This is a genomic window from Paenibacillus sp. PastM-3 (genome assembly GCF_029893965.1).
Taxonomy (GTDB): Bacteria; Bacillota; Bacilli; order Paenibacillales; family Paenibacillaceae; genus Paenibacillus_AQ.
The window spans coordinates 35,137-60,789 of record NZ_JARXXP010000022.1; the positions used below are offsets into that span (position 1 = coordinate 35,137).

At 39.4% G+C, this 25,653-nt stretch carries 21 protein-coding genes; 19 read left to right on the forward strand and 2 right to left on the reverse strand.

Annotated features, from left to right (window positions below; translation table 11 throughout):
- The first annotated feature begins 6 nt into the window (after positions 1-6).
- From M2108_RS23875 to M2108_RS23955, 17 genes are all read left to right on the forward strand, one after another.
- Positions 7-693, forward strand: coding sequence for a S8/S53 family peptidase (locus M2108_RS23875; RefSeq protein ID WP_277471919.1), 687 nt, complete (start codon positions 7-9; stop codon positions 691-693).
- Between the two features lie 10 nt (positions 694-703).
- Complete coding sequence (locus M2108_RS23880) at positions 704-1,702, forward strand: copper amine oxidase N-terminal domain-containing protein (protein ID WP_277471958.1); 999 nt, start codon at positions 704-706, stop codon at positions 1,700-1,702.
- 106 nt (positions 1,703-1,808) lie between these two features.
- Positions 1,809-2,438 (forward strand): sugar transferase, encoded by a 630-nt coding sequence (locus M2108_RS23885; RefSeq protein ID WP_277471918.1) that lies wholly within the window; start codon positions 1,809-1,811, stop codon positions 2,436-2,438.
- Positions 2,439-3,302: an NAD-dependent epimerase/dehydratase family protein gene (locus tag M2108_RS23890; RefSeq protein ID WP_277471917.1), complete on the forward strand. Its 864-nt coding sequence runs from the start codon at positions 2,439-2,441 to the stop codon at positions 3,300-3,302.
- A gap of 15 nt (positions 3,303-3,317) precedes the next feature.
- Positions 3,318-4,436, forward strand: a complete 1,119-nt coding sequence (locus tag M2108_RS23895; RefSeq protein ID WP_277471915.1) for a glycosyltransferase family 4 protein — start codon at positions 3,318-3,320, stop codon at positions 4,434-4,436.
- 18 nt (positions 4,437-4,454) lie between these two features.
- Positions 4,455-5,777: a UDP-glucose dehydrogenase family protein gene (locus M2108_RS23900; RefSeq protein WP_277471913.1), complete on the forward strand. Its 1,323-nt coding sequence runs from the start codon at positions 4,455-4,457 to the stop codon at positions 5,775-5,777.
- 2 nt (positions 5,778-5,779) lie between these two features.
- The gene (locus tag M2108_RS23905; RefSeq protein WP_277471912.1) at positions 5,780-6,781 is read left to right on the forward strand and encodes an NAD-dependent epimerase; all 1,002 of its coding nucleotides are present in this window, start codon (positions 5,780-5,782) and stop codon (positions 6,779-6,781) included.
- A 272-nt stretch (positions 6,782-7,053) separates the two neighbouring features.
- Positions 7,054-8,157, forward strand: a complete 1,104-nt coding sequence (locus M2108_RS23910) for a glycosyltransferase (RefSeq protein ID WP_277471911.1) — start codon at positions 7,054-7,056, stop codon at positions 8,155-8,157.
- 24 nt (positions 8,158-8,181) lie between these two features.
- A complete protein-coding gene (locus M2108_RS23915; protein WP_277471910.1) occupies positions 8,182-9,363 on the forward strand; it encodes a hypothetical protein in 1,182 nt (393 codons plus the stop codon).
- Positions 9,364-9,433: 70 nt separating this feature from the next.
- Positions 9,434-10,381 (forward strand): glycosyltransferase family 8 protein, encoded by a 948-nt coding sequence (locus M2108_RS23920; protein ID WP_277471908.1) that lies wholly within the window; start codon positions 9,434-9,436, stop codon positions 10,379-10,381.
- 16 nt (positions 10,382-10,397) lie between these two features.
- On the forward strand, positions 10,398-11,366 hold the full coding sequence (locus M2108_RS23925; RefSeq protein WP_277471907.1) for a glycosyltransferase family 8 protein: 969 nt from the start codon (positions 10,398-10,400) through the stop codon (positions 11,364-11,366).
- A complete protein-coding gene (locus M2108_RS23930; RefSeq protein ID WP_277471906.1) occupies positions 11,356-12,780 on the forward strand; it encodes a lipopolysaccharide biosynthesis protein in 1,425 nt (474 codons plus the stop codon). Before M2108_RS23925 ends, M2108_RS23930 begins: the two co-directional genes overlap by 11 nt.
- A 46-nt stretch (positions 12,781-12,826) precedes the next feature.
- The gene (rfbF, locus tag M2108_RS23935) at positions 12,827-13,600 is read left to right on the forward strand and encodes a glucose-1-phosphate cytidylyltransferase (RefSeq protein WP_277471904.1); all 774 of its coding nucleotides are present in this window, start codon (positions 12,827-12,829) and stop codon (positions 13,598-13,600) included.
- A gap of 2 nt (positions 13,601-13,602) precedes the next feature.
- Entirely contained in the window at positions 13,603-14,661 is a 1,059-nt protein-coding gene (gene rfbG / locus M2108_RS23940; RefSeq protein WP_277471903.1) for a CDP-glucose 4,6-dehydratase, read from the forward strand.
- 2 nt (positions 14,662-14,663) lie between these two features.
- Positions 14,664-15,602, forward strand: a complete 939-nt coding sequence (locus M2108_RS23945) for an NAD-dependent epimerase/dehydratase family protein (protein WP_277471902.1) — start codon at positions 14,664-14,666, stop codon at positions 15,600-15,602.
- On the forward strand, positions 15,595-16,170 hold the full coding sequence (gene rfbC, locus M2108_RS23950) for a dTDP-4-dehydrorhamnose 3,5-epimerase (RefSeq protein WP_277471901.1): 576 nt from the start codon (positions 15,595-15,597) through the stop codon (positions 16,168-16,170). The genes M2108_RS23945 and rfbC overlap by 8 nt, the downstream gene beginning before the upstream one ends.
- A 360-nt stretch (positions 16,171-16,530) precedes the next feature.
- Positions 16,531-16,686, forward strand: coding sequence for a hypothetical protein (locus M2108_RS23955; protein ID WP_277471900.1), 156 nt, complete (start codon positions 16,531-16,533; stop codon positions 16,684-16,686).
- Between the two features lie 35 nt (positions 16,687-16,721).
- Here M2108_RS23955 and M2108_RS23960 read toward each other — a convergent pair whose 3' ends face one another.
- Positions 16,722-18,410, reverse strand: coding sequence for a methyl-accepting chemotaxis protein (locus tag M2108_RS23960; protein WP_277471899.1), 1,689 nt, complete (start codon positions 18,408-18,410; stop codon positions 16,722-16,724).
- A gap of 279 nt (positions 18,411-18,689) precedes the next feature.
- On the opposite strand from M2108_RS23960, the gene M2108_RS23965 reads away from it, so the two are divergent.
- Both M2108_RS23965 and M2108_RS23970 read left to right on the forward strand, forming a co-directional pair.
- A complete protein-coding gene (locus M2108_RS23965) occupies positions 18,690-23,966 on the forward strand; it encodes an S-layer homology domain-containing protein (protein ID WP_277471898.1) in 5,277 nt (1,758 codons plus the stop codon).
- Between the two features lie 763 nt (positions 23,967-24,729).
- Entirely contained in the window at positions 24,730-25,032 is a 303-nt protein-coding gene (locus tag M2108_RS23970) for a hypothetical protein (RefSeq protein ID WP_277471896.1), read from the forward strand.
- Between the two features lie 78 nt (positions 25,033-25,110).
- Here M2108_RS23970 and hpt read toward each other — a convergent pair whose 3' ends face one another.
- The gene (gene hpt, locus M2108_RS23975) at positions 25,111-25,644 is read right to left on the reverse strand and encodes a hypoxanthine phosphoribosyltransferase (RefSeq protein WP_277471895.1); all 534 of its coding nucleotides are present in this window, start codon (positions 25,642-25,644) and stop codon (positions 25,111-25,113) included.
- Positions 25,645-25,653 lie beyond the last annotated feature (9 nt).

A 25,653-nucleotide genomic window follows, 5' to 3' on the forward strand; every position in this document is an offset into this window, starting at 1 on the left:
CATGAAGTGAAAAGATGGAAGAAAGTTTTAATCTGGACATTGTCGGTAATAGTGGTGCTTGGCGTCGGCGGTTTGTTTGCGGCAAATTATGCCGTGGATAAGCTAATGAATTCCATGGCGGGCGGTTTTGAGGTGGAGGATACTGCAGATAATGCAGCACAAGGTGAGGTTGTTGAGCCTGTTGTGGCGGCAGGAGATGCAGGGGCAGAACCAACAGCAACAGATACTCCAACCAATAGTGCTGCTCCAACCAGTGGTGCTGATCCTGCGGAAAGTACAGATAAACCTGTCACCGGTGGCGATTCTGTGAATGATACAACCGGACCCACTAGTGTTCCGGCTACATGGAAGCCTACCGCTGCTCCTAATGGTTACACTGCTCAAGTATCCACAGACAAAGCCAAGGATATTCAAGATAACGTAACGGTTAAAGATAAAGCGGATGTGGCTTCTATCGTTATGAGTCAATTAAGCATATCTGATATTAAACGCCTTCAAGAGTTGGCTAAAGGCGGATTAACGATTGAAGAGAAGCGTGAAGCCCGCAGTATTATTCTTGGCAAGGTATCTGAGGATCAATATAATGAATTGTCACAGATTGCTAAGAAATATGGTGTAAGCCAAGGTAAGACCCAGCAACAAATCATTGCGGAAGAAGAGCAGCTTAAAGCACAAGAAAAGGGGAGTGAATAAGTTGGCCAGAATGAAATTCCCGGCAGCTGCATTATTGCTGTTTGTACTTATAGGTTCTGCGCCTTTAACAGCTTCAGCGCCTTTGTCAGCATCTGCAGCTGCTGTAGCCGTTACGGACTCTATCAAGGTTCAGAGTATGGATGTGAAAATGGTTTTTGACGGGGTGAGCATACAGCCTCCAACAGGTCAACATGTCTTCATATACAACAATTCAACATATGTTCCAATCAGATTCGTCTCCTATGCCTTGCAGAAGAGCGTTAGCTGGGATGCCAAAAACCTGAAAGTTACAATTGCTGAACCTAGCAGTTCCGAGCTGGTTGTTATTAAGGAATATCTTATGAATGCTGGAAGTGCAAATCCTTCAGCGACAGGAGCAAAGAATATTGTTCTTAGTAAAGTGAAGGCAAGCTATGTATTCAATGGATCAGCCAAGGCAGTGCCAGCAGGCCAGTCCAGCTTTATATTAAACGGTTCCTTATATGTTCCACTTCGTTTTCTTTCTGAATCAGTAGGTAATAAGATCTCATGGGATCAAAAGACGAAGACCATTACAGCTACTTCTGCCGGTTATCAGGAGCAGAACAACGGTTCAACTGGCGGTGGCACAACCGGGGGGGCGAGTCCTTCAGCAACAACGACTCCGGCTCCAACAAGTACGCCATCAGCTGGCGGCGGATCTGGGGGCACAGGGACAGTAACATATGAGCAAATTACAAGTGCGACAGAGGCTAAGCTTACTGCATTACGTAATCAGAGCAGTTCTGCTCTAATGAGTCTTGCTCTCCAATACGTACAGGCAACGGACGAAACAACTAAAGCCAACCTGTTGGCTCAGGGTAAACAACAGCTGGCTTCATCTACTGCTACTTTTAATAGTATAGTGGCTGATGCTGAGAAGCAGTTAACTGCCAATGGCTATAGTACAGATATTATTAATCAGTACAGAGCAACCTTTGAGGCTGAATTGCAACAAGGTATGGCATTGGCTGAGGGTATGGGAAATTAACAAGGTTTTTATTTATTTTATCTGCACAACCTCTATCTATATTACTGTAGATGAGGTTGTGCATACTATGAAATACTAGTTCTAAAAGGATCAGGTGAACTTACTTATGAAGCCTTATACCATTGTAAAACCAATCATTGATTTTCTACTGGCTCTAATCGGAATTCTCCTGTTATGGCCTTTTTTCTTGATTATTGCAGCCTTCATTAAGCTGGGCTCAAAAGGACCGGTATTATTCAAGCAGAAAAGAATAGGAAAACATAAAAAAGAGTTTTACATTCTTAAATTTAGAACGATGCGTACAGATACTCCTGCAGAGATGCCTACGCATTTATTACAAGATCCGGACTTCTTTATTACTAAAGCAGGTAAATTCCTGAGGAGGACAAGCCTGGATGAGCTACCTCAGATTATTAATATACTAAAGGGTGATATGAGTATTATTGGTCCACGACCGGCTCTATGGAATCAGTATGATTTGATTGCAGAACGGGATAAATATAGAGCTAATGACATAAGGCCAGGGTTGACCGGATGGGCACAGGTTAATGGCAGAGATGAGCTTCCTATTGAGATAAAGGCAAGATTTGATGGTGAGTATACTGCGAAGTTTACATTTATGTTGGATCTGAAGGTTTTCTTTATGACCGTATCAAGTGTGCTGAAATCTGAGGGTGTGAGAGAAGGCGCTAATGATGAAGAAGTAGTATCGAACACCAAAGGAGCCGCTTTGTAGATGGAAAAGAGAAAAATACTGATTACCGGAAAAGGGAGTTATGTTGGAACAAGCCTTATAGAATGGTTACACCAGTGGCCTGATCAGTATGAGGTTGAAGAACTGTCTGTCAGAGGCAACACATGGAGAGAATATGATTTTTCCAAGTATGATGTTGTTTTACATGTAGCTGGAATAGCACATGTGTCCAGTGATCCGAAAATGGAGGAGCATTATTATAAAGTAAATCGAGACTTAGCAATCGAGGTAGCTAAAAAAGCAAAACAAGAGAATGTAAAACAATTCATTTTTATGAGCAGTATGATTATTTATGGTGCTGACAGTAAGATTGGTGAGAAGAAAGTAATTACTAAAGATACATTGCCGGACCCAAGTGACTTTTATGGTAGAAGTAAGTTAGAAGCTGACTTGGAAATAGGAAAAATGAACAATGAATTCTATAAAACGGTTTGTGTAAGAACACCTATGGTTTACGGGCCAAAATGTAAAGGTAACTTTCCTAGACTAAAGCAATTAGCTGGTAAGACTCCTGTATTTCCAAATATTATGAATCAACGAAGTATGATTTTTATAGATAATTTATGTGAGTTTCTTAGGAAAATCATTGATAATTCATTGGCGGGTATCTTTTTTCCACAGAATAAAGATTATGTGAGTACAACGGAGATCATCAGGATAATGGGTTCACAAATGGAAAGGAAAATAGTGTTTGTCAAAGGCTTTAATCCTTTGCTTAGAGTGCTTTCAAATAGAGTGAAGATGATTAACAAAATTTTCGGCAATAAAATATATGATCATGCGAGCTCCCCATCATTTGAATACTGTGTAGTGGATTTTGAAGAATCTATAAAAATAAGTATGTAATAAGGTGTGGAAAAATTGAAAAAGAAAAAGGTTTTATTATTAGGAAATCATGGTTTCGTAATTTATAATTTCCGAAAAGAATTAATACAAAAGCTATTAGCCGAAGGTTATGAAGTATATATTTCACTTCCCAATGATGAAAAGGTAGAAATTATGGTTGGTTGGGGCTGCAAGTTTGTAGAAACAAAAATAGATAGAAGAGGGACTAATCCAGTTTCTGATTCTAAGCTTATCCTACACTACTTGCGTATACTCAAAGAAATTAAACCGGACGTAGTGCTTACCTATACAATTAAACCCAATCTTTATGGAGGATTGGCTTGCAGATTGTTGAAAATTCCATGCGTTAATAATATTACAGGGTTGGGAAGCGGATTTAATCAAAATTCTGCATTGAAAAAATTCTTATCTATTCTCTATAAGGTTAGTTTGAAGAAGTCTTACTGTGTATTTTTTCAGAATACCGAGGATAGAAACACCTTGTTAGAAAGTAAGACGATTACAAGCAATCATGAATTAATTCCCGGATCTGGGGTTAATCTAGATGATTTTAAGCTTAAACCGTTCCCGTTAAAAGAACAGGCAGTTTCCTTTATTTTTATAGGAAGAATTATGAAAGACAAGGGGATTGATCAATATCTGGAAGCCTCTAAGATCATAAAAGAGAAGTATCCCGAGACAATTTTTAATGTTATAGGTTTCATTGAGACAACTCACCCACACTATAATGAAATGATTGGGGAATACAATAAAAAAGGATACATACGCTACTTGGGATATCAATCGGATGTTAAGCCTTTTATAGAACAATCTCATTGTATTATTCAAGCGTCTCATGGCGGGGAAGGTCTATCAAATGTTTTGTTGGAGACAGCTGCCACAGGCCGCGTATTAATTGCCTCCAATATTCCTGGTTGCAGAGAAACTATTGATGTGGGAAGTAATGGATTCACTTTTGAAGCGAGAAATACAGCTGACTTAGTTGACAAAATAGAGTCCTTCATCCAAATGAGTTATGAGGATATGGAAAAAATGGGGATCAACGCCCGATTAAAAGTAGAAAAAGAATTTGATAGAGCGATTGTCATAAAAGCATACATGGATAAAATTGAGCGAATCTGTAATTATCAATAATGATATGGAGTGTATGAAATGTCCAAAATTGCTGTAGTAGGAACAGGATATGTAGGACTAGTATCAGGAGCCATTCTTTCTGATTTTGGTCATACGATAACATGCGTTGATATTGATGACACAAAGATAAATAGTTTAAAACAAGGGATTATTCCTATCTATGAGCCTGGTCTTGAGAATATAGTTAAGAAGAATTATGAAAATCAACGTCTTAGTTTTACTACAAATATAAAAGAAGCAGTTGAAAATAATGATGTAATATTTATAGCAGTCGGTACACCGCCAGCGGATGACGGCAGCGCAGATCTTCAATATGTCTTAGCTGTTGCAAAAAGTATAGCTGAGTACATGAATGGATATAAAGTTGTTGTAGACAAGTCCACAGTCCCTATCGGAACTGGACAAAAAGTTAAGGCAATGATTCAAGAAACTCTTATCGGCAGGGGATTGGAATATGCTTTTGATGTTGTTTCAAATCCTGAATTCCTAAGAGAAGGATCGGCGGTACAAGATTTTACTCACCCGGACCGTGTAGTAATCGGAGCTGAAAGTGATCGGGCGTTTGAAGTGATGAAAGAAGTATACAGGGTTCTATATATTAATGAGACGCCCTTTGTTGAAACAAATATTGAGACTGCAGAAATGATTAAATACGCATCTAATGCGTTTCTGGCAATGAAAATTACCTTTATCAATGAAGTTGCAAATGTATGTGAACAAGTGGGAGCAGATGTTCAAAAAGTTGCCAAGGCAATGGGGCAGGACGGACGTATTTCTCCTAAGTTTCTACATGCTGGACCCGGCTATGGTGGAAGCTGTTTCCCTAAAGACACTATGGCATTAGCGCGGATTGCCCAAGATGTGGGTGAACCCATTTCTCTTATTGAAACTACCGTCCAGGCAAATGAAAGACAAAAGAAGAGAATGGTAGATAAGATTGTAAATGCTATGGGTGATGTTAATGGTAAGGCTATTGCCGTACTTGGAATAACTTTCAAACCTAATACTGATGATATGAGAGATGCTCCTGCATTAATTATTTTACCTGAGCTTGTTAGCCAAGGGGCAAAGTTAAAGATCTATGATCCTGAAGGTAAAAAGGAAGGAACATGGAGGCTTAAGGGAATAGAAGAGGATATCGAGTGGTCTGAAAATGCCTACGATGCAATAAAAGATACAGATGCAACTGTTCTGCTCACAGAGTGGAATGAATTCAGAAATCTGGATTTTGATAAACTAAGAGATATAAACGGTGGAGATTACTTCTTTGACTTGAGAAATATTTACAATAAAACAACAATGCTCGAAAAAGGCTTTAAATACTATGGAGTAGGGGTTTAACTATGCACTTAAAACCTGTAGATCATACAAAAACATATTTAATAACAGGGGCAGCTGGATTTATTGGTATGCACCTATCATTGAAATTATTACAATTTGGCTGCAAGGTGATAGGATTTGATAATATCAATGATTATTACGATGTTAATCTTAAAAATGAGCGTCTAAATTTGTTGCAAAAGTATGATAATTTTGTTTTTCACAAAGCTGATCTAGTTGATAAAGAGTACTTAAATCAAATGTTTACCGATACCCGGATAGATATCGTAATTAACTTGGCTGCACAAGCTGGAGTAAGATACAGTCTGGAAAACCCAGACACATATATTCAATCTAACATAGTGGGTTTTTTGAATATACTTGAAATGTGCAGACATCATAATGTAGATCATCTGGTGTATGCATCGTCCAGTTCTGTTTATGGAGCTAATGAGAAAATTCCCTTTTCGACTGATGATATGGTAGATCGCCCAGTTAGCCTATATGCTGCTACCAAAAAATCCAGTGAATTGATGGCCCATACATATAGTCATTTATTTTGTATTCCTACTACAGGACTACGCTTTTTCACGGTATACGGACCTTATGGTCGTCCTGACATGGCATATTTTTCTTTTACAAAAGCCATAGTTGAAGGGAAACCAATCAAGATTTTTAATAATGGCGATATGTATCGTGACTTTACTTATATTGATGACATTGTTGATGGAATCATTCGCTTAATTCCTAACTCTCCAGCTCTTAACAATGTGCCTCCTTACAAGATTTATAACATTGGCAACAATCAGCCGGAGAAACTTATGGATTTTATACAGGCTATTGAGTCTGCTGTTGGGAAAGAAGCGATTAAGGAGTATTATCCAATGCAGCCTGGAGATGTTTATCGTACTTACGCAGATGTAGATGATCTAATAAGGGATGTAGGATTTAAACCGGAAACATCAATATTTTTAGGGATTTCAAAATTTGTAAATTGGTATAACAAATATCGCAGTGTGAAATAATGTGAGAATGTACTTCCCTGCTGTAGTGGACATCTAATGTCTGTTTAATTGAGGAGTTGTCAATGCCGCCTAGTAAAAAAAATATTAGGTGGTAATGACGATGCGGATCTCAAAAAGAGAAAAAAGATAATACAGTTCCTAAAATACTTTAGGTCGCTTTAGAGCTTGAAGAACCATGAGGTTTGACACATATTAAATAACCCATCAAGTAGAGCGAAGATCTAAATCTTTTATTGATAAAAAAATGAAAACTATTTAGGAGAGAAAAGTGTTTGAAAATACTACATATAATTAATAATCTGGGTTCTGGTGGAGCTGAAAAACTTATTGAAGAAACTATACCGCTATTAAACAACAATTCTGGATTGTTAGTAGAGTTATTATTACTAACAGATAAAGATAACGTATTTGAAAAAGCATTGAAAAGTGCACATATTAAAATTGGCATAATTCCTCTCAAAAAAATGAGAAGTCCGTTGAATATATTCTACATACGTAATTATATAATTCAAGGTGCCTATGATATTGTACATGTGCATCTATTTCCAGCGCAATACTGGACGGCGATGGCATGCATGTTGATTTTTAAAAATAAGCCCAGGCTAATTACTACAGAACATAATACAACTAATAGAAGACGTAAAAAAAAGTATTTTAGGTATATTGATCAGTTTATTTATTCGAAAATTGATAAAATAGTTTCTATAAGTGACGCTACTAAAAGATCGATCGACTCATGGTTAAACCTGACTTCAAAAAATGCTATGAAATCAGTAGTTATTGAGAATGGTATAAATTTAGGAAAGTTTAAAAGTGCAGAAGAATATTATAAACATGATATAAATGTTGAATTTTCAAATGAAACTAAACTTCTGTGCATGGTCGGAAGATTCACAACTCAAAAGGATCATCAAACTTTAATTAAAGCATTAGCACGACTTCCTGAATATATACACTTACTTCTTGTAGGTGAAGGGGAACAAAAGGATGTATACGAGAGTTTAGCGTTAAAATTGGAAGTTGATGATAGAGTTCACTTTCTAGGGTTTAGAAATGATATTGAAAGAATATTAAAAACGGTAGATATGGTGATATTATCATCTAAGTGGGAAGGTTTTGGATTAGCAGCACTTGAGGGAATGAGTTCAGGGAAATTGGTCCTTGGAACTAATGTTGAAGGATTAGCTGAAGTAATAGGGGACGAAGACTTATTATTTGAAGTAGGGAATGATAGGGAACTGGCTGAAAAAATAATGATGTATTTAAATGATACTCAACTTTATTTGAAAAAAACAAATGCTGGTCTCATTAGAAGTAGCAAATACAGTATTTCTAATATGACAGCTCGTTATATAGAGCTTTATCAAAAAGTTTAAAATGATTTTGCACAAGGAGATAATATGCGCTTAAATAAAGTGTTTACAATCTTTTTAGTTTCATTTCAATTGTGGTTTTTGTATGCAACTCCTATTTCAAGTATTTCAGTTGCTGATGCCATATTGATACTAATGTATCCTGTACTCTTATTTAAATTGATAAAAGAGAAAAAAATGTATTTAAGTAAGAATAATCTTCCACTGGTACTGTTTTTAGTTTATATTTTTTTTCAATTTATATTAGTATTCAGTATTAACGATATTTCCTTTGTAAATGAAGCGGCGTTAAGAACAGGTCGGTATGTGTTATATTTAATAACTGTGATTTTTATTGCACCAAATTTTTTCGAAGTTAAACTAGGAATAAAAGTATTAAAATATATATGTATAGCCTCTACCATATTTCTTTTTTTTCAAATACTAATGGTTCGTTTTGCAGGTGTATATATACCAGGAACAATACCTGGCCTACCGCTAATACGCCTTGATTTATTAGAGTTCAATCAAAATATAATGAATGCTGGATATTTAATTAGACCAAGGTCATTCTTTTCAGAACCTGCACACTATGCTACTTATGTATTGCTGTATTTAGGTATAGGACTTTTCTCAGAAAAGAAAAAAATCATTGATTATTTTCCTGAAATAATAATTACATTTGGTTTATTAGTATCAAATTCCGCCACAGGATTTATTGCATGTGCTATAGTATGGGGTGTTTGGGCTTTTAAAAAGCTTTTATTAAATGAAAAAAAAACCAAATTTATTATAGCTACATTATTATTAACACCATTTTTATTATTTTTAATCGTGAATACAGAGTATTATCAAACTTTTGTATTTAGAGTCTTTGGCGAAGGATCAGGAGGATTAGGTACAGCAGCAGCTAGTCGAATGGAGAATTATGATTTGGCATTCTCTACAGATGGCCTATCAACCATAGAAATACTCTTTGGACATGGTATGGTGGATACAGCTTATTATATGCCATCAATACCTACTATTTTCTTTTATTTCGGAATAATAGGGATGCTAGTATTTTTTATTTTTTCATTAATGATAATGCATAATGGTAATGAAAAGCAAAAAATTATTATTATTCTAACTATTGTATTATCAATAGGTGGAGATGCAATATTTGGACCGAATTGCTTATATTTTTATTTATTCCTATTAAGTCCGAAAACTACAAAAAAGTTGGAATGAATTTATCTGTGAATTGGTAAGACTTAATTATTAATTTGAGTTGTAATTTCTTACTCGAAAGGAAGGGAAAATGAGATTAAATGTAGCTTACGCAACTGGCGAAGTTTATGCAAAACACGCCGGAATATCAATGATTTCATTATTTGATAATAATAAAAATTTCGAGGAAATTTATGTATATATTATTGATAATGGAATTTCACAAAATACAAAAAAAAAATTATTAGAAATTTCTTTTGAATATAATCGAAAGATTATTTTCATAGAATTCAATGATATATGTGATATAAGACTATTTAAGGACGTAGGTAATTACTCGAAAATTATTTTTTCGAAAATGTATTTGCATAAAATTGAAGAAATTGAAAAGATAATATATATTGATTGTGACATGATTGTAAAAGATTCTTTTTACGAACTGTGGGAAATGAGTATGGAAAAATATTTAGTGGCTGGTGTAAGAATGCCAACACCGATCCAATATATTCAGAAATTTTCATCTGGAAATAATGATAAATATATAAACGGTGGTTTTATTCTCTTTAACTTAGAAAATTGGCGTAGTTTTAACGTAGAAGAAAAAATAAAAGAATTTATGGTACGACATAAAAATGATATTTATATCGAAGAAAATATAATTTGTAATATTTGTAAAGATTCGATATTAGTTTTGCATCCAAAGTATAACTTAAATGGATTAATGATTGCGTTTAATAGTTTTCAGATAAAAAAAATATCTGACGAAAAAAATTATTATTCTCAAAAACTTATAGAAGAAGCTAAAAATTTCCCGACTATAATTCATTTCTCAAGCGAGATTTATAATCGTCCGTGGTTTCGAAATTGCAATCATCCCTATAAGGATGAGTACCTCAAATACTTAAAAGTTTCTCCCTGGAGTTCAATGAAGTTGGAAAAAGATAATGTTCAATTGAAAATTAGAATAAGAAATGCGTTGAGAATATATTTGCCATTTAATATTTATTTAATAATAAGAAAATTGCTGAAATCAGCTTAGGGAATGGAGTGTTAGAATGCAATTAAATGTAGCCTATGCTTGTGGGGAAGAATATGCAAGACATGCTGGAGTTTCTATGATCTCCCTTTTTGAAAATAATAAATCATTTGAAAAAATAGTAGTTTATCTTATTGATAATGGTATTACTGAAATAACAAAAAGAATACTAGAAAAAATTTCTGAACAGTATAATCGTGATGTGATATTTATTTCTTGTGAGAAATTATGCAGTAAAATAAAGGTGAATACAGAAAGATATCCAGTATCTACTTATTCTAAAATATTTTTTGGTCAATTTACTGAAATAGATAAAATAATATATTTAGATTGTGATATTTCTATCACAGGTTCATTAAAAGAACTTTGGGAAAAAGATATTTCGGAGTACTATGTTGCAGGAGTTTGGGATGATGCAGCACCTCGGCTCAAACAAGCTGTTGGAGTACACGGTAACGATCCTTATATAAACTGTGGGTTAGTATTAATGAATTTAACAAATTGGAGAAAATATGATCTTGAAAAAAAATCAATAGAATTTATACAAAAATTTAATGGAGATGTTCCATTTTTAGATCAAGGAGTGGTCAATGGTATATGTAAAAATAAAATATTATTATTAGATCCTAAATATAATGTAATGAGTTACATGATGATGTATAGAGCAAAAGAAATTCAATTGTTATGTGAGTTGGATGAAATGTATAGCCAAGAGCAAATAGATGAGGGGATAGAGAAGCCTATTGTAATACACTGGGTAACTGGTTGTTACAATAGACCTTGGAGTATAAATTGCACACATCCTTTAAAAACTGAATATTATAAATATTTAGAGATTTCTCCATGGAAAGGTGAGTATACAAATACTAAATTACCTAAAAATGCAAAGAGAATATATATACTATATAAAATATTACCGTTTAGTATATTCAAATGGCTGAGAAAAAAAAGCGATAGAAGAAAAAGAGTACTCTATTATGGCAAATGATAGATTAAGAAAAGTTTTAAATAACCTTTCGTATTCTTTATTTGTCAACATGTTTTCTCTTGTAGTTTCATTATTGACGGTTCTGATTTTTCCTAAATTAATGGGTATTACAGACTATTCATATTGGCAATTATATCTCTTTTATTCATCGTATATTGTTTTTATGAGTATTGGTTGGTGTGATGGAATTTATTTAAGATATGGTGGTTATGAATACAGGAATTTACCAAAGGATATATTTACTTCTCAGTTTTGGTCTATGACAATATATTTATTTATTGTAACGCTTAGTGGTATATTAATTATTGGAATTTCAGATATTGGATATGAAAAGAAATTTATATTAATAGCAACTTTTATATGTGGATTATTTTATATATGTCGAATTCATTTTCAGTTTATTTTACAGACTACAAATCGTATAAAAGAATATTCGAGACTACTTTTAATTGATAGAATAATGTTTTGTGGGGTACTTATATTGTTCATCTTCTACGGTTCTATTGGTTACAAAGGTCTAATCGTTTTAGATTTGTTGATTAAGTTTGGTACGTTGATATATATTATGATTAAGTGCAAAGACATTACTTTCAATAAGTTCGTTGCATTTAGCATTAATCTTAAAGAAACAATAAATAATATTAATGTCGGTATTAAACTAACTGTCTCCAACTTAGCTGGTATTTTAATTATTGGTATTGTTAGGTTTGGTATTGAACGAAATTGGAGTCTTGAGACGTTTGGAAAAGTATCGTTTACCCTTAGTATAAATAATATGATCCTGGTTTGTATTAATGCTATGGGTCTCGTGGTTTTTCCTATTTTATGTAGAGCACCTGTGGAGACTCTACCAAAAATTTATAGGAGTATTCAAAATATGTTATCCGCACCGCTCCTTGGTATTATTATTTGTTTTTACCCTGTTAAAGTATTACTTTCCTCATGGCTACCTAGTTATACTGATGCATTAGATTATATGGTTTTATTATTCCCTATTTGTTTTTTTGAAAGTAAAATGTCTCTGATTCTAAATCCATATTTGAAAGCTTTGCGGAAAGAAAGTGGTCTTCTTAAAATAAATGTAGTAACAGTGATTTTAAGTGTAATAACAACTATAATTACAATCTTTTTTGTGGATAATTTGTTTATCACGGTAATATCAATTACCTTCCTCTTAGGATTCAGATATTTTATTGCTCAAAAATTCTTATCAAATTTATTGGGAGTAAATTTGAAAGGGGATATGTTTTACGAGTTTTTCATGTGTGTTATTTTTGTTGCTTTAAATTGGTTTATTAATTCTTGGTTATCAGTGTTAATCTATTTGCTAATATATTTGGTTTATATTTTCCTTAATAAAAACAGTATTCTAAGTACAGTATTAACCATTAAAAAATTTATTAGATCCAATTAATTGGGATATACCTATTAAATTACTTATGATAAAAGGAGAAATCATCATGAAAGTTGTTATACTTGCAGGTGGGTTTGGTACACGGATAAGTGAGGAATCACATTTAAAGCCAAAACCAATGATAGAAATTGGTGGTATGCCTATACTATGGCATATCATGAAAACATACTCATATTATGGATATAATGATTTTGTTATCTGCTGTGGCTATAAAGGGTACGTAATAAAAGAGTACTTTGCCAATTACTATTTGCACAGATCTGATATAACTTTTGATTTTACTAATGCAAATAAAATGACAATACATAATAATATAGCTGAGCCATGGAAGGTAACGCTTATAGAAACTGGATTGAATACAATGACCGGTGGACGTGTTAAACGAGTTAGTGATTATGTAGGTAATGAACCATTTATGCTAACTTATGGTGATGGCGTTTGTGACATAGAGATTGATAAGCTTGTAGATTACCATAAATCACATGGGAAAATTGCTACTATCACTGCTATCCAACCGGGAGGTAGATTTGGAGTTCTTGGAATTGATAATGATAATAGAATTTCTAATTTTAAAGAAAAGTCTAAACAAGATGGTGGTTGGATTAATGGTGGATTTATGGTCCTGAATCCAGAAATTATGGATTATATTGATAATGATAGTACTGTCCTGGAAAATTACCCTTTAGAGAAGCTAGCTGAATTGGGTGAAATTAAAGCATATAAACATGACGGTTTTTGGCAATGTATGGATACTCTTAGAGACAAAATTCTGCTTGAGGAACTTTTAGAAAAAGGACAAGCACCATGGAGAGTGTGGTAATTATGAATTTGACATTTTATAAAAATAAGCGAGTATTTATTACGGGGCATACTGGTTTTAAGGGAAGTTGGATGTGTAAGGTTTTGACTATGTATGGTGCTAATGTAATGGGCTACGCTCTAAATCCTAGTACCACACCGAATTTATTTGAAGTAGCTGATATTGAGTCAAACATTTCTCATACTGTAGGAAATATTTCAGACTTAGAACATCTCAAGCGAGTTATAATGGACTTTAAACCAGAAATAGTTATTCATATGGCGGCACAGCCACTTGTACGTGAATCGTATGTTGATCCTGTGTACACCTACCAAACAAATGTTATGGGAACGGTAAATATTTGTGAGGCAGTACGGCTTTGTGATAGTGTGAAATCATTTATAAATGTTACTACAGATAAGGTTTACGAAAATAAAGAATGGAGCTGGGGGTATCGTGAAAACGATAACTTAAACGGCTATGATCCTTATTCAAACTCTAAGTCATGTAGTGAGCTTGTGACAAGTAGTTATATTAATTCATATTTTTCAAACAATAAAAATTTAGCGGTTTCTACATGTAGAGCCGGCAATGTAATTGGTGGAGGAGACTTTTCAAAAGATAGAATTATTCCCGATTGTATTCAGGCTGCTATAAAAAATGAGGATATTATTGTAAGAAATCCTTTTTCGGTTAGACCGTATCAACATGTATTGGAACCTGTTTATGCATATTTATATATTGCAATGATGATGTATCAAGATGCATCGTATTCTGGTACTTACAATATTGGGCCTAACGAGAGTGATTGTATTGAAACGGGGGCACTAACAACGTTATTTTGCGATATTTGGGGAGAGAACCAAAAGTGGATAAATTTAAGCGAAGCTAACTCTGTTCATGAGGCTAATTATTTGAAACTTGATACATCTAAGGTGAAAAGTACTTTTGGGATCAAACCTCGGTGGGATATTTCAACTGCAATAGAAAAAACTGTTGAATGGACTAAGGTATACAACAAAGGTGATAATATCAGCGATGTAATGTGTAAACAAGTTATTTCGTATATGGAGGACTTATAGCAATGAAGCGGGTTATTGTAACTGGTGCCAATGGTTTTATTGGAAGTTCAATGGTAAACTATCTTGCTAGTTTGAATATAGAAGTTTTTGCTATTGTAAGAAATGAGGACTCAAACGCTGATAGACTAAATAAAAATAACAAAAATGTAAAGATAGTTTATTGTGATTTAAATCAAATAAGCAAGCTAGCAGATTTTTTTAACGGTATAGAAATTAATACTTTTTATCATTTTGGTTGGGCTGGTGTTTCTAATAGTGATAGAAATAATTATAACTCTCAATTAAATAATATCCAGTGGAGTTGTGATTGCGTTAAGTTGTGTGAAACATTAAATGTTAAACGTTTTATATTTGCCTCAAGTATATGGGAATATGAGTGTTGTAAATCAATGAATGAGACAAATGATGTCAAATTATCATCACTTTATTCAACAGCGAAAATTGCAGCAAATTTTATGAGTCGTACATTATGTAATGATTTTGGGATAACATTTGTTGCAGGTGTTATTACAAATATTTATGGAGTAGGCGAGTTATCTCCACGGCTCATCAATTCTACTATTAGAAAATTGATAAATGGTGAAGAAACAGCCTTTACTTCCTCGACACAAATGTATGACTTTATCTATATAGATGATGCAGTTAGAGCCTTCTATTATATGGATTTATATGGAGTTAATAATAAATCATATTATATCGGGTCTCATGAACCAAAGCCTCTTAAAGAGTTCTTATATTTACTTAGAAATTGTGTTAATAAAGATGCGGAGCTAGGCATTGGAAAAATTCTGCAAAGTGGAATTCACCTAGACTACAATCATTTTAATATTTTTGAGTTGAAAGATGATACTGGTTTCGAAAATGAAGTTTCCTTTGAAGAAGGTATAATAAAAACTTCTGAATGGATAAAATCTTTAAAAGGAGTTTTTTTACATGAATAAATACGAGTTTTTTGAAACAGGAATAGAAGGATTAACGCTTATTAATCCATTTCATTTGATGGATGAAAGAGGTTTGATGAAAAAGACTTTTGAGATAAATATTTTCGAGCAAAATAATATTAATTTTCACCCTATTGAGGAGATGGAAACAACTTCAAAAAAGGGTGTTTTAAGAGGGCTGCACTTTCAGACATCAAACTCACAAGCAAAATTAGTTAGATGTTCTAAAGGAGCCATTCTAGATGTTGCAGTAGACTTGAGGAAAGGGTCAGAAACGTTTGGGAAAAGCTTTTCAGTTCTGCTTTCGTCTGAGAATAAAAAAATGCTATATATTCCTCGGGGATTTGCTCATGGGTGCCTCACTGTAATTGAAGATTCTACCTTTTATTATTTGAGTGATAATAAATATTATCCTGAGTATGACTCCGGTATACGTTGGGATGATAAAGATTTAAATATTAATTGGGAGATGGATGGGAGCATTGAAGTGATTTTATCAGAAAAAGATAAACACTTAGGGAGCTTTCAAAATTTTATAACAACACATGGTGCGATAGAAATTTTATAGTAAAATCGTTTGAGAGATGCTTTTTTCTCTTCAGGTAGGGTCACGTTTATTTTTAACTATCTTTATAAAAACTCAGTTTATAAACTACCCCATACTGCTCTGCTACAATGCAAAGTGGTGGTGAAACCGTACAGCAGCGGAACAACATTTAACGAGTATATTAAAATGATCGGCAACGCCTTCGGCTATAATGGGCCCGAGGCCAAGGAGTCCTTGCAGGAAATCAAGCGCTGGTTTCACTGATTTTGACAAAAAAACATAAAACATTTCACATTTCCACGGACAGCTTCTGACAAACAAATTAGTTATCCCGGTCTATAATTAGTTTCAAATCTAGTTATTTTCCGGGAGAGAAGTCCTATGCCAAATTATTATTTCAAGGAAATCTGGACACCGCTGAAGTGGGTGAAGATACGGTTCTTCCGGGATGATGATGACCGGGTCTGGGTGAAGTTCGGATGGCGGAGACGGCAGCTGCTGAATCGGCAGGAAGTGGAGAGCAAAACGGAGGCCTAAGGGCCTCCGTTTTTCATCTCTATCCAATATTTTAATTACACCCTAAACCGCCCCAGCGCCCCCTTCAGCTCCTCCGAAGTCTCCACCAGCCCCGCCGCAGAGCGGCTAATCTCGTCGATTCCCTCAAGCTGCACTGCAGTAGCGGCTGCGACCTGGTGCGAGTTCGTGCTGGTGGTGCGGGCGATTTCGGTGATGCTGGTGACGGAGGCGGTGATCTGCTGGATGCCGGCGGACATCTGCTCGGAGGCTGCGGCCATTTCTTCGATCTGGGCGGTGATCTGGCCGTTGGTCACGAGGATCTCCCGGAAGTTGTTGTCGGTATCATGCGCGATCTGCAGGCCGGACTGAACCTCACTGATCATTTGAGCGATAGCCTGCACAGACTGATGCATGCCGTTCTCCATCTGATGAACCAGCTCAGCGATACGGGCAGAGGATTCCCCGGACTGTTCCGCCAGCTTGCGGACTTCGGTGGCTACGACGCCGAAGCCCCGGCCATGCTCGCCTGCCCGTGCGGCTTCAATCGAAGCGTTCAGGGCGAGGAGGTTGGTCTGACCGGCAATCTGCTGAATGACAGCGAGAATGGCCGAGATCTCCCGGGACTGTTCGTCCAGCTGGCGGATGACTCCGTCTGTCTCCTTTGCGGAGCGGCTGATCTGGTTCATCTGCTGGACAGTGCTGTTAACGAACCCGGCTCCGGCTTCCGCCTGCAGCCTGGAATGATGGGCAGACGCGGAAATGTCGGCGGCGCTTTCGGCCATCTTTTGGATTCCGATAGAGACCTCTTCCATAGCCAGCAGATTTTCGTTGCTGCTCTGGGTCTGCATCTCTGCACCCTGTGCAACCTCCCCGATGGCCAGGGCAATCTGCTTGGACTCGGCGGCCGTCTGCGTCGTAGCCTCTTTAATCGTGCCGGTTGCGTTACCCACCTTGGTTGCTGTCTCGAGGCCGTGAATGATCAGGGTCTGGAGACTATTTTTCATCTGATTATAGCTTGTGACCAGGTCACCGATTTCATCGCGGGTAGTATCTTGAATCGAGACGGTGAAATCACCGCCGCCAGCATGCTGCAGTGCAGACGAGATTCTTCTGATCCGGGTTGTCATGCGGCGGATGAACAGCACCATAACCAGCACAGACAGAACCATTGCAATGATCATCATCCACACAAAATGCTGCATAAAGGAAGAGATAATCACATCAATCAGGCTTTGGGATGCACCTACATAGAAGATACCAATGATCTCATTCTGCCCGTTCACGAGCGGCATGTAGGCAGTCTGGTAGGTCTGTCCCACCACATTGGCTTCCCCGTAATATTCTTCCCCTTTGATGAGCACCGCTTCATGAACAGCTTCCGAGACAGCAGTGCCGACCGCCCTCTGACCATCGTTCATTACATTGGTGGTTACCCGCTGATTCCCCTGAAAAAGAGTCACCGTATCGCCAGTCAGCTCGCCGATTTCATCAACCAGCCCATGGTTCTCATTGATCCGCAGATCGCCCTTATAGAGCTGACCGTCCTTGATCTGCCAAGCTCCGGGGTATTTATATTCAAGGAACCGTTCAGCCAGCTTCAGATCGCTTCGCGCTTTCTCCCCGGCAAAGGAGGTAATTCCATTCTTCATCTCATTAATGACGACAACCATCACAGCAGCCGAAAAGACCAGCAGCACGCCTATCAAAATCATGCTGATCTTGGTTCCGATACTTCGCCTATTCATCCTTTTCCTGCTTCCCCCAGTCAGTCATATCCGGTATGTAAGTTAAGCCGCAGCTCTACTATATTTATCGGCACAAAATAGTTATTCGTTAAAAATTAAACAATTTATATTTTAGATAATGACCGCTTAAGACAGTAATAGACAATATTTTCAAAAGTAGTTATGATGGAGCTTGTAGTTAAATTTTGAGAAAATATTACTAGGGGAGGGGCGTTGCAGTTACGCTAGAGGGTTGACAGACGATTTTTCAATCATTCACTGGGGAGTAGGAGATTAGGTATGTATTCAAAGAGATTGCGCATGACTGTGTCGCTGATATTAGTATTTGTGTTGTCCTGCATGAATGTGCTGGGAGCATCCGCTGCTTCTTTAAAAGCCGGTTTAGCTTCCAATGAACAGGCTCAGGACGGCACTCAATTCATTACAGTGAACAGTGTAGTAGATGTTACCTATTACGATCTTAAAGTTCTGCAGGATGTCCGGTTCATTCTTAGTAAGGATGGGACTGAAATCGCACGTGCTGTGAAGCCTAAGCAAGAGGCCAAGCTCACTGTGATGGACGCTGTATATACTTCCCTGGAATATAACCGTATTCCGTTTGCAGGCCTGGAAGCCGGCGGGGAATATACACTCCGGGCAGAATATGAAGGGGCAGGGGGCACGATTGTCACTCCGTCTGAGACTGTAAGGGTTCCATCATCGACCGGAATTGACATTACCATTGAACGGATGGCTAAGGATTCCGACACTTATGTAAATGCCGGCAATGCGGAAGTCCGCAGCGACGATAAGAGCATTAGAATTACAGTACTAAGCAACGGGGTTCCTGCAGCCGGGGAATCTATCGCCATTTGGAATTCTTATTCCTCTACTTATTATACGGCAGATGACAAGGGCCAAATTCTGCTGCAGAATAACGCCGGTGGTCTGGCTTTCCGCTCCGCAGTGTCCTTTATCCTGCTAAGACAAGGCAGCGAGCAATATGATGCTAAACCGTTCTATGTGACGGATCTGGAACAGCCGGGGACTTATACCGCTGCTATCCGTTATCTTGATGCAGACGGCAAGCTGCTGTCTAAGCACAGTGAAAGCTCCATGGTGCCGAACGGCTACGTTGAGCGCTTCAGTGTACCGGGAATAGATGTCCTTGTACTGAGAACCGGCGAGGTTTCAGGAAGTGCGTTAACCCGCTTCACGACCAGCAATGAGACCTATCTGTTTCAGATCGGGCAGACCACCTTGTATTCATCCGTCAGCGGGGTACATAAGGAAATTATTGAAGATGGCCGCAGTTACAGCCGGCTTAGTTTCAATTACACATGGGACAATAAGCCGGTAAAGCTGGAGTCCATTAGTTTGATAGACAACAACCAGTACAAACAGATTAATACCGGATACAATGCAATAAGCCTTACAACCCTTACAACCCCTGTGCTTCATGTAAAAAAAGATAGGGAATATGAATTTACCGCAATAGGTACGGTTCAGGGAGTGGACGGCAAAGTGGTGCTGCGCAAAAAAATTCAACCGACTGAAGTGGCAGAAGAGGTTACATATGCTGCCCATCCGGCTGATTTCAGCGCACTTACTCTTCAAGTTCCGGTCATCTATACCGGAGCTGGACAGGTACATCTGTCCTATCTTAACAGCAAGTATAATTACAGCCAGATCAGCACTGCAATTCCTGCCGGTAACGGCAAGCTGTATGTCCAAAAAAATGAAGAGATTCACCGCCTGACAGCAAGTCCGGTTACTGAGTCCAGTCAATACAGCTATAACGCGGACCGGATTCTGCTGAAAGCCTTCTTCACTCCTTCCGAGAGCGTGTATTCTCTGAAGGCCGGCAGCAGCTATACGGCGCAGATTGATACGATTGTTACTGATCCTAACTACAATGGGGAGCCCGAAGCACGAAATGAGCTTGTACTGGGTGAAAATGTAATTAACCGTGTAGTAATGAAGGATGAATACGGTAATCTCCTTGATCTGCGTAGTTACAGGCTGGTCGTTGTAGACGGCAAGGGGGTTACCATTGCGGATGACTCGCTCAACTGGACAACCATGGAGCAGGACGGCAATCTTGAGCGGATCAACCAGCGTGACTGGAAGCCGGCAGCAGCAGGTGACTATAAAGTTCAGCTGTATTCGTCAGACTACATCAATGGACAACTTGTAAAAGGGCCTTTGCTTGCAGAAACGCAGCTCAAGGTTCTGCCCAAGAATGAACTGGATGTTGAAATCAGAGACAAGGACGGCAAGCTGGTTGATCTGGTGGACAAGCCGTACTTGACCGTTGACCAGGCTAATCAGATTACAATTACTGTACGGCAGCATGTGACCGGCGGACAGGGAGCGCTGCAATCCGGCGTTAAGGTATACCGCTATGGCCAGCTTCTGGGAGAGACAGATGCACAGGGGCAGTTCACTATCCCTGAGGATCAAGGCGTTTATCTCGGTGAGCTTCTGTTCAAGAAGCCCGCTTTCATGTTCAAGAAGGTGAACGTGGCGGTCATTAATCCCGAGAATCAGGCGGTAGTAAGAGTACGGGGCCTGGACAAGGCTGAAGGCAACAGCTATGCCGGCGGTGTACCGCTGGATTATGCAAGTATTCAGGCCGTGGTCAAGAATCCGAACGGCTCCCATATCAACCAATCAACCTTCATTGATACTTCCGGAACGCAGGCCCTTCTGATTGTGGATTCCCCTTCTGTGGTAGACATTGACTTCATACGCTACAACCGGAGCTACACAGGGATTGAATCTAAATATGGGTACTATATGTACGGTTCGGTCCGCACGGAGCCGGGCAAAGAGTATTCACTTGTGCTGGATGCCAGACAAGAACAGCAGGAAGTCAGCAAAGTAATTCTGGACAGACCTGCTGAAGATCTTTCGGTTATAAGAAAAGACCTGGCTGGTGTGGAAAATGTACCTTATGTGGTTGACAGCAATGCAGTGAATGAGAATTACTTCTATGCTACGCAAGGGACGTACAGTATGCTGGCCCAGACAACGTGGGGAACCTTTATCTACCGTGATAACGTGGTGGTCGGTACAGGGGACAATACGCTGGTGCTCGATGATTCTGCGGCTGGCTTGGCTACTGTAGTCGCACCGGAAACGGCGGCGATTTACAGAGTCGAATATACGACACCTAATCAATCGAAGCTGAGCAGCTATGTGCATAATATCAATCAGATTCAATTGACGCCTGGTGATGTAACCATCCAAATGGATCAATCCATTGGAGCTACAGAATATCAGTTTAATATTCATTTTGCACCAGGTTCATTGAAGGCCGGAACGCTTACCGAGCTTACAACGCAGACGCTGCAGGGGCTTGATATTGTGGGGCTGCAGGACGGTAAGGTGAAGATAGCGCCAGGGGCAGGCTACATGCAGATTGGACTGGTTGATACTGCAGGTAATCAGATCGGACAGATCAAGAAGCCGCAGATTCTGGTTACTAACGGAGGCTGGTCTAACGGATACAAATACCTTTCCCCGGAGGCAGCTTCCTACGAAATACAGGATGAGTCCGGTAAAACCCTGATTTCAGATGTATCCGGAGGTTATCCTTTATACGTTTCTACGTACACTTTTGACGCTTATAATGGTTATCATGAGCTTCCTACGGGTACGTATGTAATCAAAGCTTCGGTGACAATTGACGGACAGCAGTATACCCTGAATAAGAAGGTTATGCTAGAAACAACAACAGGTACAGTTACCAATCCTGGACAGGAAACTCCGGGCACCGATAACGGAAACAACAACGGAAACAATGGCAACAACAATGGCAATAACGGCAATAACAGCGGACCCGGACCGGGTGCTGGTCCGGTTGCACCGGCCCCGACTTCAGCTCCAGCAGCTGGCAATTCCGAGAACGTACAGAAGCAGAATGACAAGCTGCAGGACTTGCTGACCAGTACCACAGGTTCGGCAGCAGATAAAGCGGCAGCAGCACAAACGGCCATCAGCAGTATTGCGGATTCGTTCAAAGCTGCGTCAACCGCAGCAGAAGCTGAGCAGAGCAGCAAGAGTCTCTCGCAGGCGATGAATACAGCATCAGACTTGCTGGCAACCATTCAGGATCCTGCAGCCAAGCAAAAGATTGTTGACTCGATTGCAGAGCTTGTTGGAAGTGCGCCTTATCTGCTGAGCAAAATGGACAGCTCCGACAAAGCGGTTACACTGGCGAATACGCTAATTGACAATGCAGCGGCAGTACTGAACAATGCGCAGGGAGTATCGGCAGACGAGATACAGAAGCTGAAAGCTAATGTCATCACCTCAAGCCAGTCAGCGCTTAACAAAGCGGGAGAGGTTACGATTGCCAAAGCTAATGTAACGGTTGAAGGCAATGCGGTTTCTTCACAGCTTGATGAATCGCTGATCAGTGCACAGATCCAATCTGCGAAGCAGGCCCTGTCGGATCTCTCCAAGAATCTGACCAGTAAGCTGGGAGCAGGAAGTGCCGCTGAGCTGAAGGCAGGTATTACTGTTAAGGTGCCGGCAGTTGAAGAAGGGATTCATAAGCTGAACACCTCACTTCCGTCGGATATCCTTACACTGATTAAAGACAATGATATTTCCGGTTTGAAAATCGAGATGGACCAGACAGCCTTCACTATTGAAGCAGATACCTTCGGTCCGCTTGCGGCAGGACAGACTATTAAACTGGCGGCAGAGGTTGTTGAAAATGCTGTCGTTACCAAACCAAGTCAGGCTGATCCGCTGGCAAGTATTCCGGTAATGGAATTCAGTGCGTTTATAGGAGCTGAGCAGGTGAAGAGCTTCAACAAACCAATTGATGTAACCTTTGATGTGTCGGCAATAGATACATCCAAATACTCTGAAGCGAACCTGGAGAATCTGACAGTGTATTTACTAAATGAGGAGAGTCTTACATGGGAGGCTGTCGGAGGAAAATATGACCCGGTTACCCGGACAGTGACAGCACCAAGAGGACACTTCAGTAAGTATACGGTAATGCTGGCTAAGGCTGCATTCACAGATGTAGCGGCAAGCCACTGGGCTGTGCAGGAAATTAACTATCTGCTTAATAAGGGAATCCTGGATCAGACTGCACAGTTCCGTCCGGCAAGCGCAATTACGCGCCAGGAATTTGCAGCCATGATTGCCCGGGCTTATGGTCTTAGCGGTGAAGGTCTGACGTTGCCGTTCAAGGATGTTGCCTCAGCTAATCCTTATTATCATGATATTGCTGCTGCTTATGCTGCAGGCATTATTACCGGCAAATCAGCCAGTGTCTTTGAACCTCAGGCAACCATTACCCGTGAGGAGATTGCAACGATGCTTGCCCGGGCGCTTACCGGCTTTAACGGCCAGCAAGCCGTATCCCAGCCTGCATCTGTAAATGCCGTCTTTACAGATGCAGCCAAGATATCCAAATGGGCAGCGGCAAGCGTAGCTTTGACCAAGAATATCCGGCTGATTGAAGGCTTCGAGGATCAGAGCTTCCGTCCGGCGCAGACAGCGAGCAAAGCGGAGGCGGCTGTGTTAATCTACCGTCTGTATCAATTGAAATAGCAGGATACAATAAAACTGGCAGGGCAGCAGTAATCCTACTCGGGATCATTGCTGTCCTGTTTTTTGTGGCTTATTATGGTAAAGTATTTCATTATTAAGTAAATGATCTTTTATAGGAGCGGAAGCATGGAACAAGCTAAAAAAGCCCTGCTGAGGAACCTTGCCGTGTTCTCCTTAATCCTGAGCATCGGGTACAGTCTTATCATAACCAATAGGAGTAACTCATTATTGTCTACACCGTATGTCAGCGGCCCGGGAGATGCTGTTGTATTTGTGCTGTTTTTTCTGATCTTGTACATGTGTCATATTGTGCTCAGTCTGTTGCATTACCTTATATTTAGGAACGGAGCATGGAAGCTTTCCGTAAAAATGATCATTTTTAACGGTACAGTAGCCGCTATGATTGTCATCTTGTACTCGTCATGGAATGAGCCTGTTGTGTTGTTACTACTCATTACTCCGCTGGTCTTCTCTCTTAGGTTATCGTAAACGAAGGAATCGTTGAATGGGAGTGCCGGACTTGCGAGGATTATTACGGTTCCGATTACGCTAGTTATTAATTTGCTGCTTATTGCTTTTGGACATCCGTTAAGCCTGAGACTAAAGAGGCTGTCTTACAAGGTTTTACTGAGGGCATTTATCATGATCATCACGCTGGCAGTTACGCTATACATGTATCCGCAGGAAAGCGGGCCGGCTGTTGTTGATGTACTGTGGGACAAGCTGGCTGGAAAGTGAGATCAGGAGAGGAGGAGAGAAGCGTATGAATAAGTCATTTAAAAAAATATGGATTATCTCCATCTATATGAATATCGTTTCTATTGTCTTCTTCTTTATGCTGGTTAATCGATTCTTTATAGATGGAATGATTATGGATTTGGTGAGTACAGCTATTCTATTGTTTTTCGGAGGTCCTTCAGCTCTCTTAATTATAGTCTCAACTACAATATTCACCGCAGGCTGGAAACCACGCAGTAAAGCGGGATATGTAGCGGCGTCCTTCATTATTGCTGCCCTCCTGGGACTTGCCGGATATCTCTTTTCATACGTAAAGTACCTCTGGTAAAAGAAAAAGCCCGCCCCGGCACCCGTTATCATTTAACGGATACCCTCAGGCGGGCTTTCTTCTAAACCAATATACAGTCTAATGCCCGCCATCCGTCTCCACAATCCATACCTCCGGCAGGTTGCGGTACTGCTCGGCGTAGTCGAGGCCGTAGCCGACGACGAATTCGTCGGGGATGTCGATGCCGCTGTAGTCGATAGGGATATCGGCCAGGCGGCGGGAGGGCTTGCTGAGGATGGTGCAGATGCGGACGCTGGCGGCTTCGCGGAGGGCGAAGAGCTGCTTGAGGTGCTGCAGGGTGAGGCCGGTGTCGATCAGGTCCTCGACGAGCAGGACATGCTTGCCGCGGATGTCGGTGTCGATGTCCTGCTTGATGGTGATGACACCTGAGGTGGTAGCGCTGCTGCCATAGCTGGATACAGACATATAGTCAACGGCGACAGGGAAGGTGATCTCCCGCATCAGATCGGACATGAATACGGCGGCCCCCTTCAGGATGCCGATGAGGACAAGCTCTTTGCCTTCATAATCGCGTGAGATGACGGCGCCCAGCTCCCGTACCTTGCTCTCAAGCTCTGCCTTGCTTACCAGTACCTTGCGTAATTCGTTCATAACCACTGC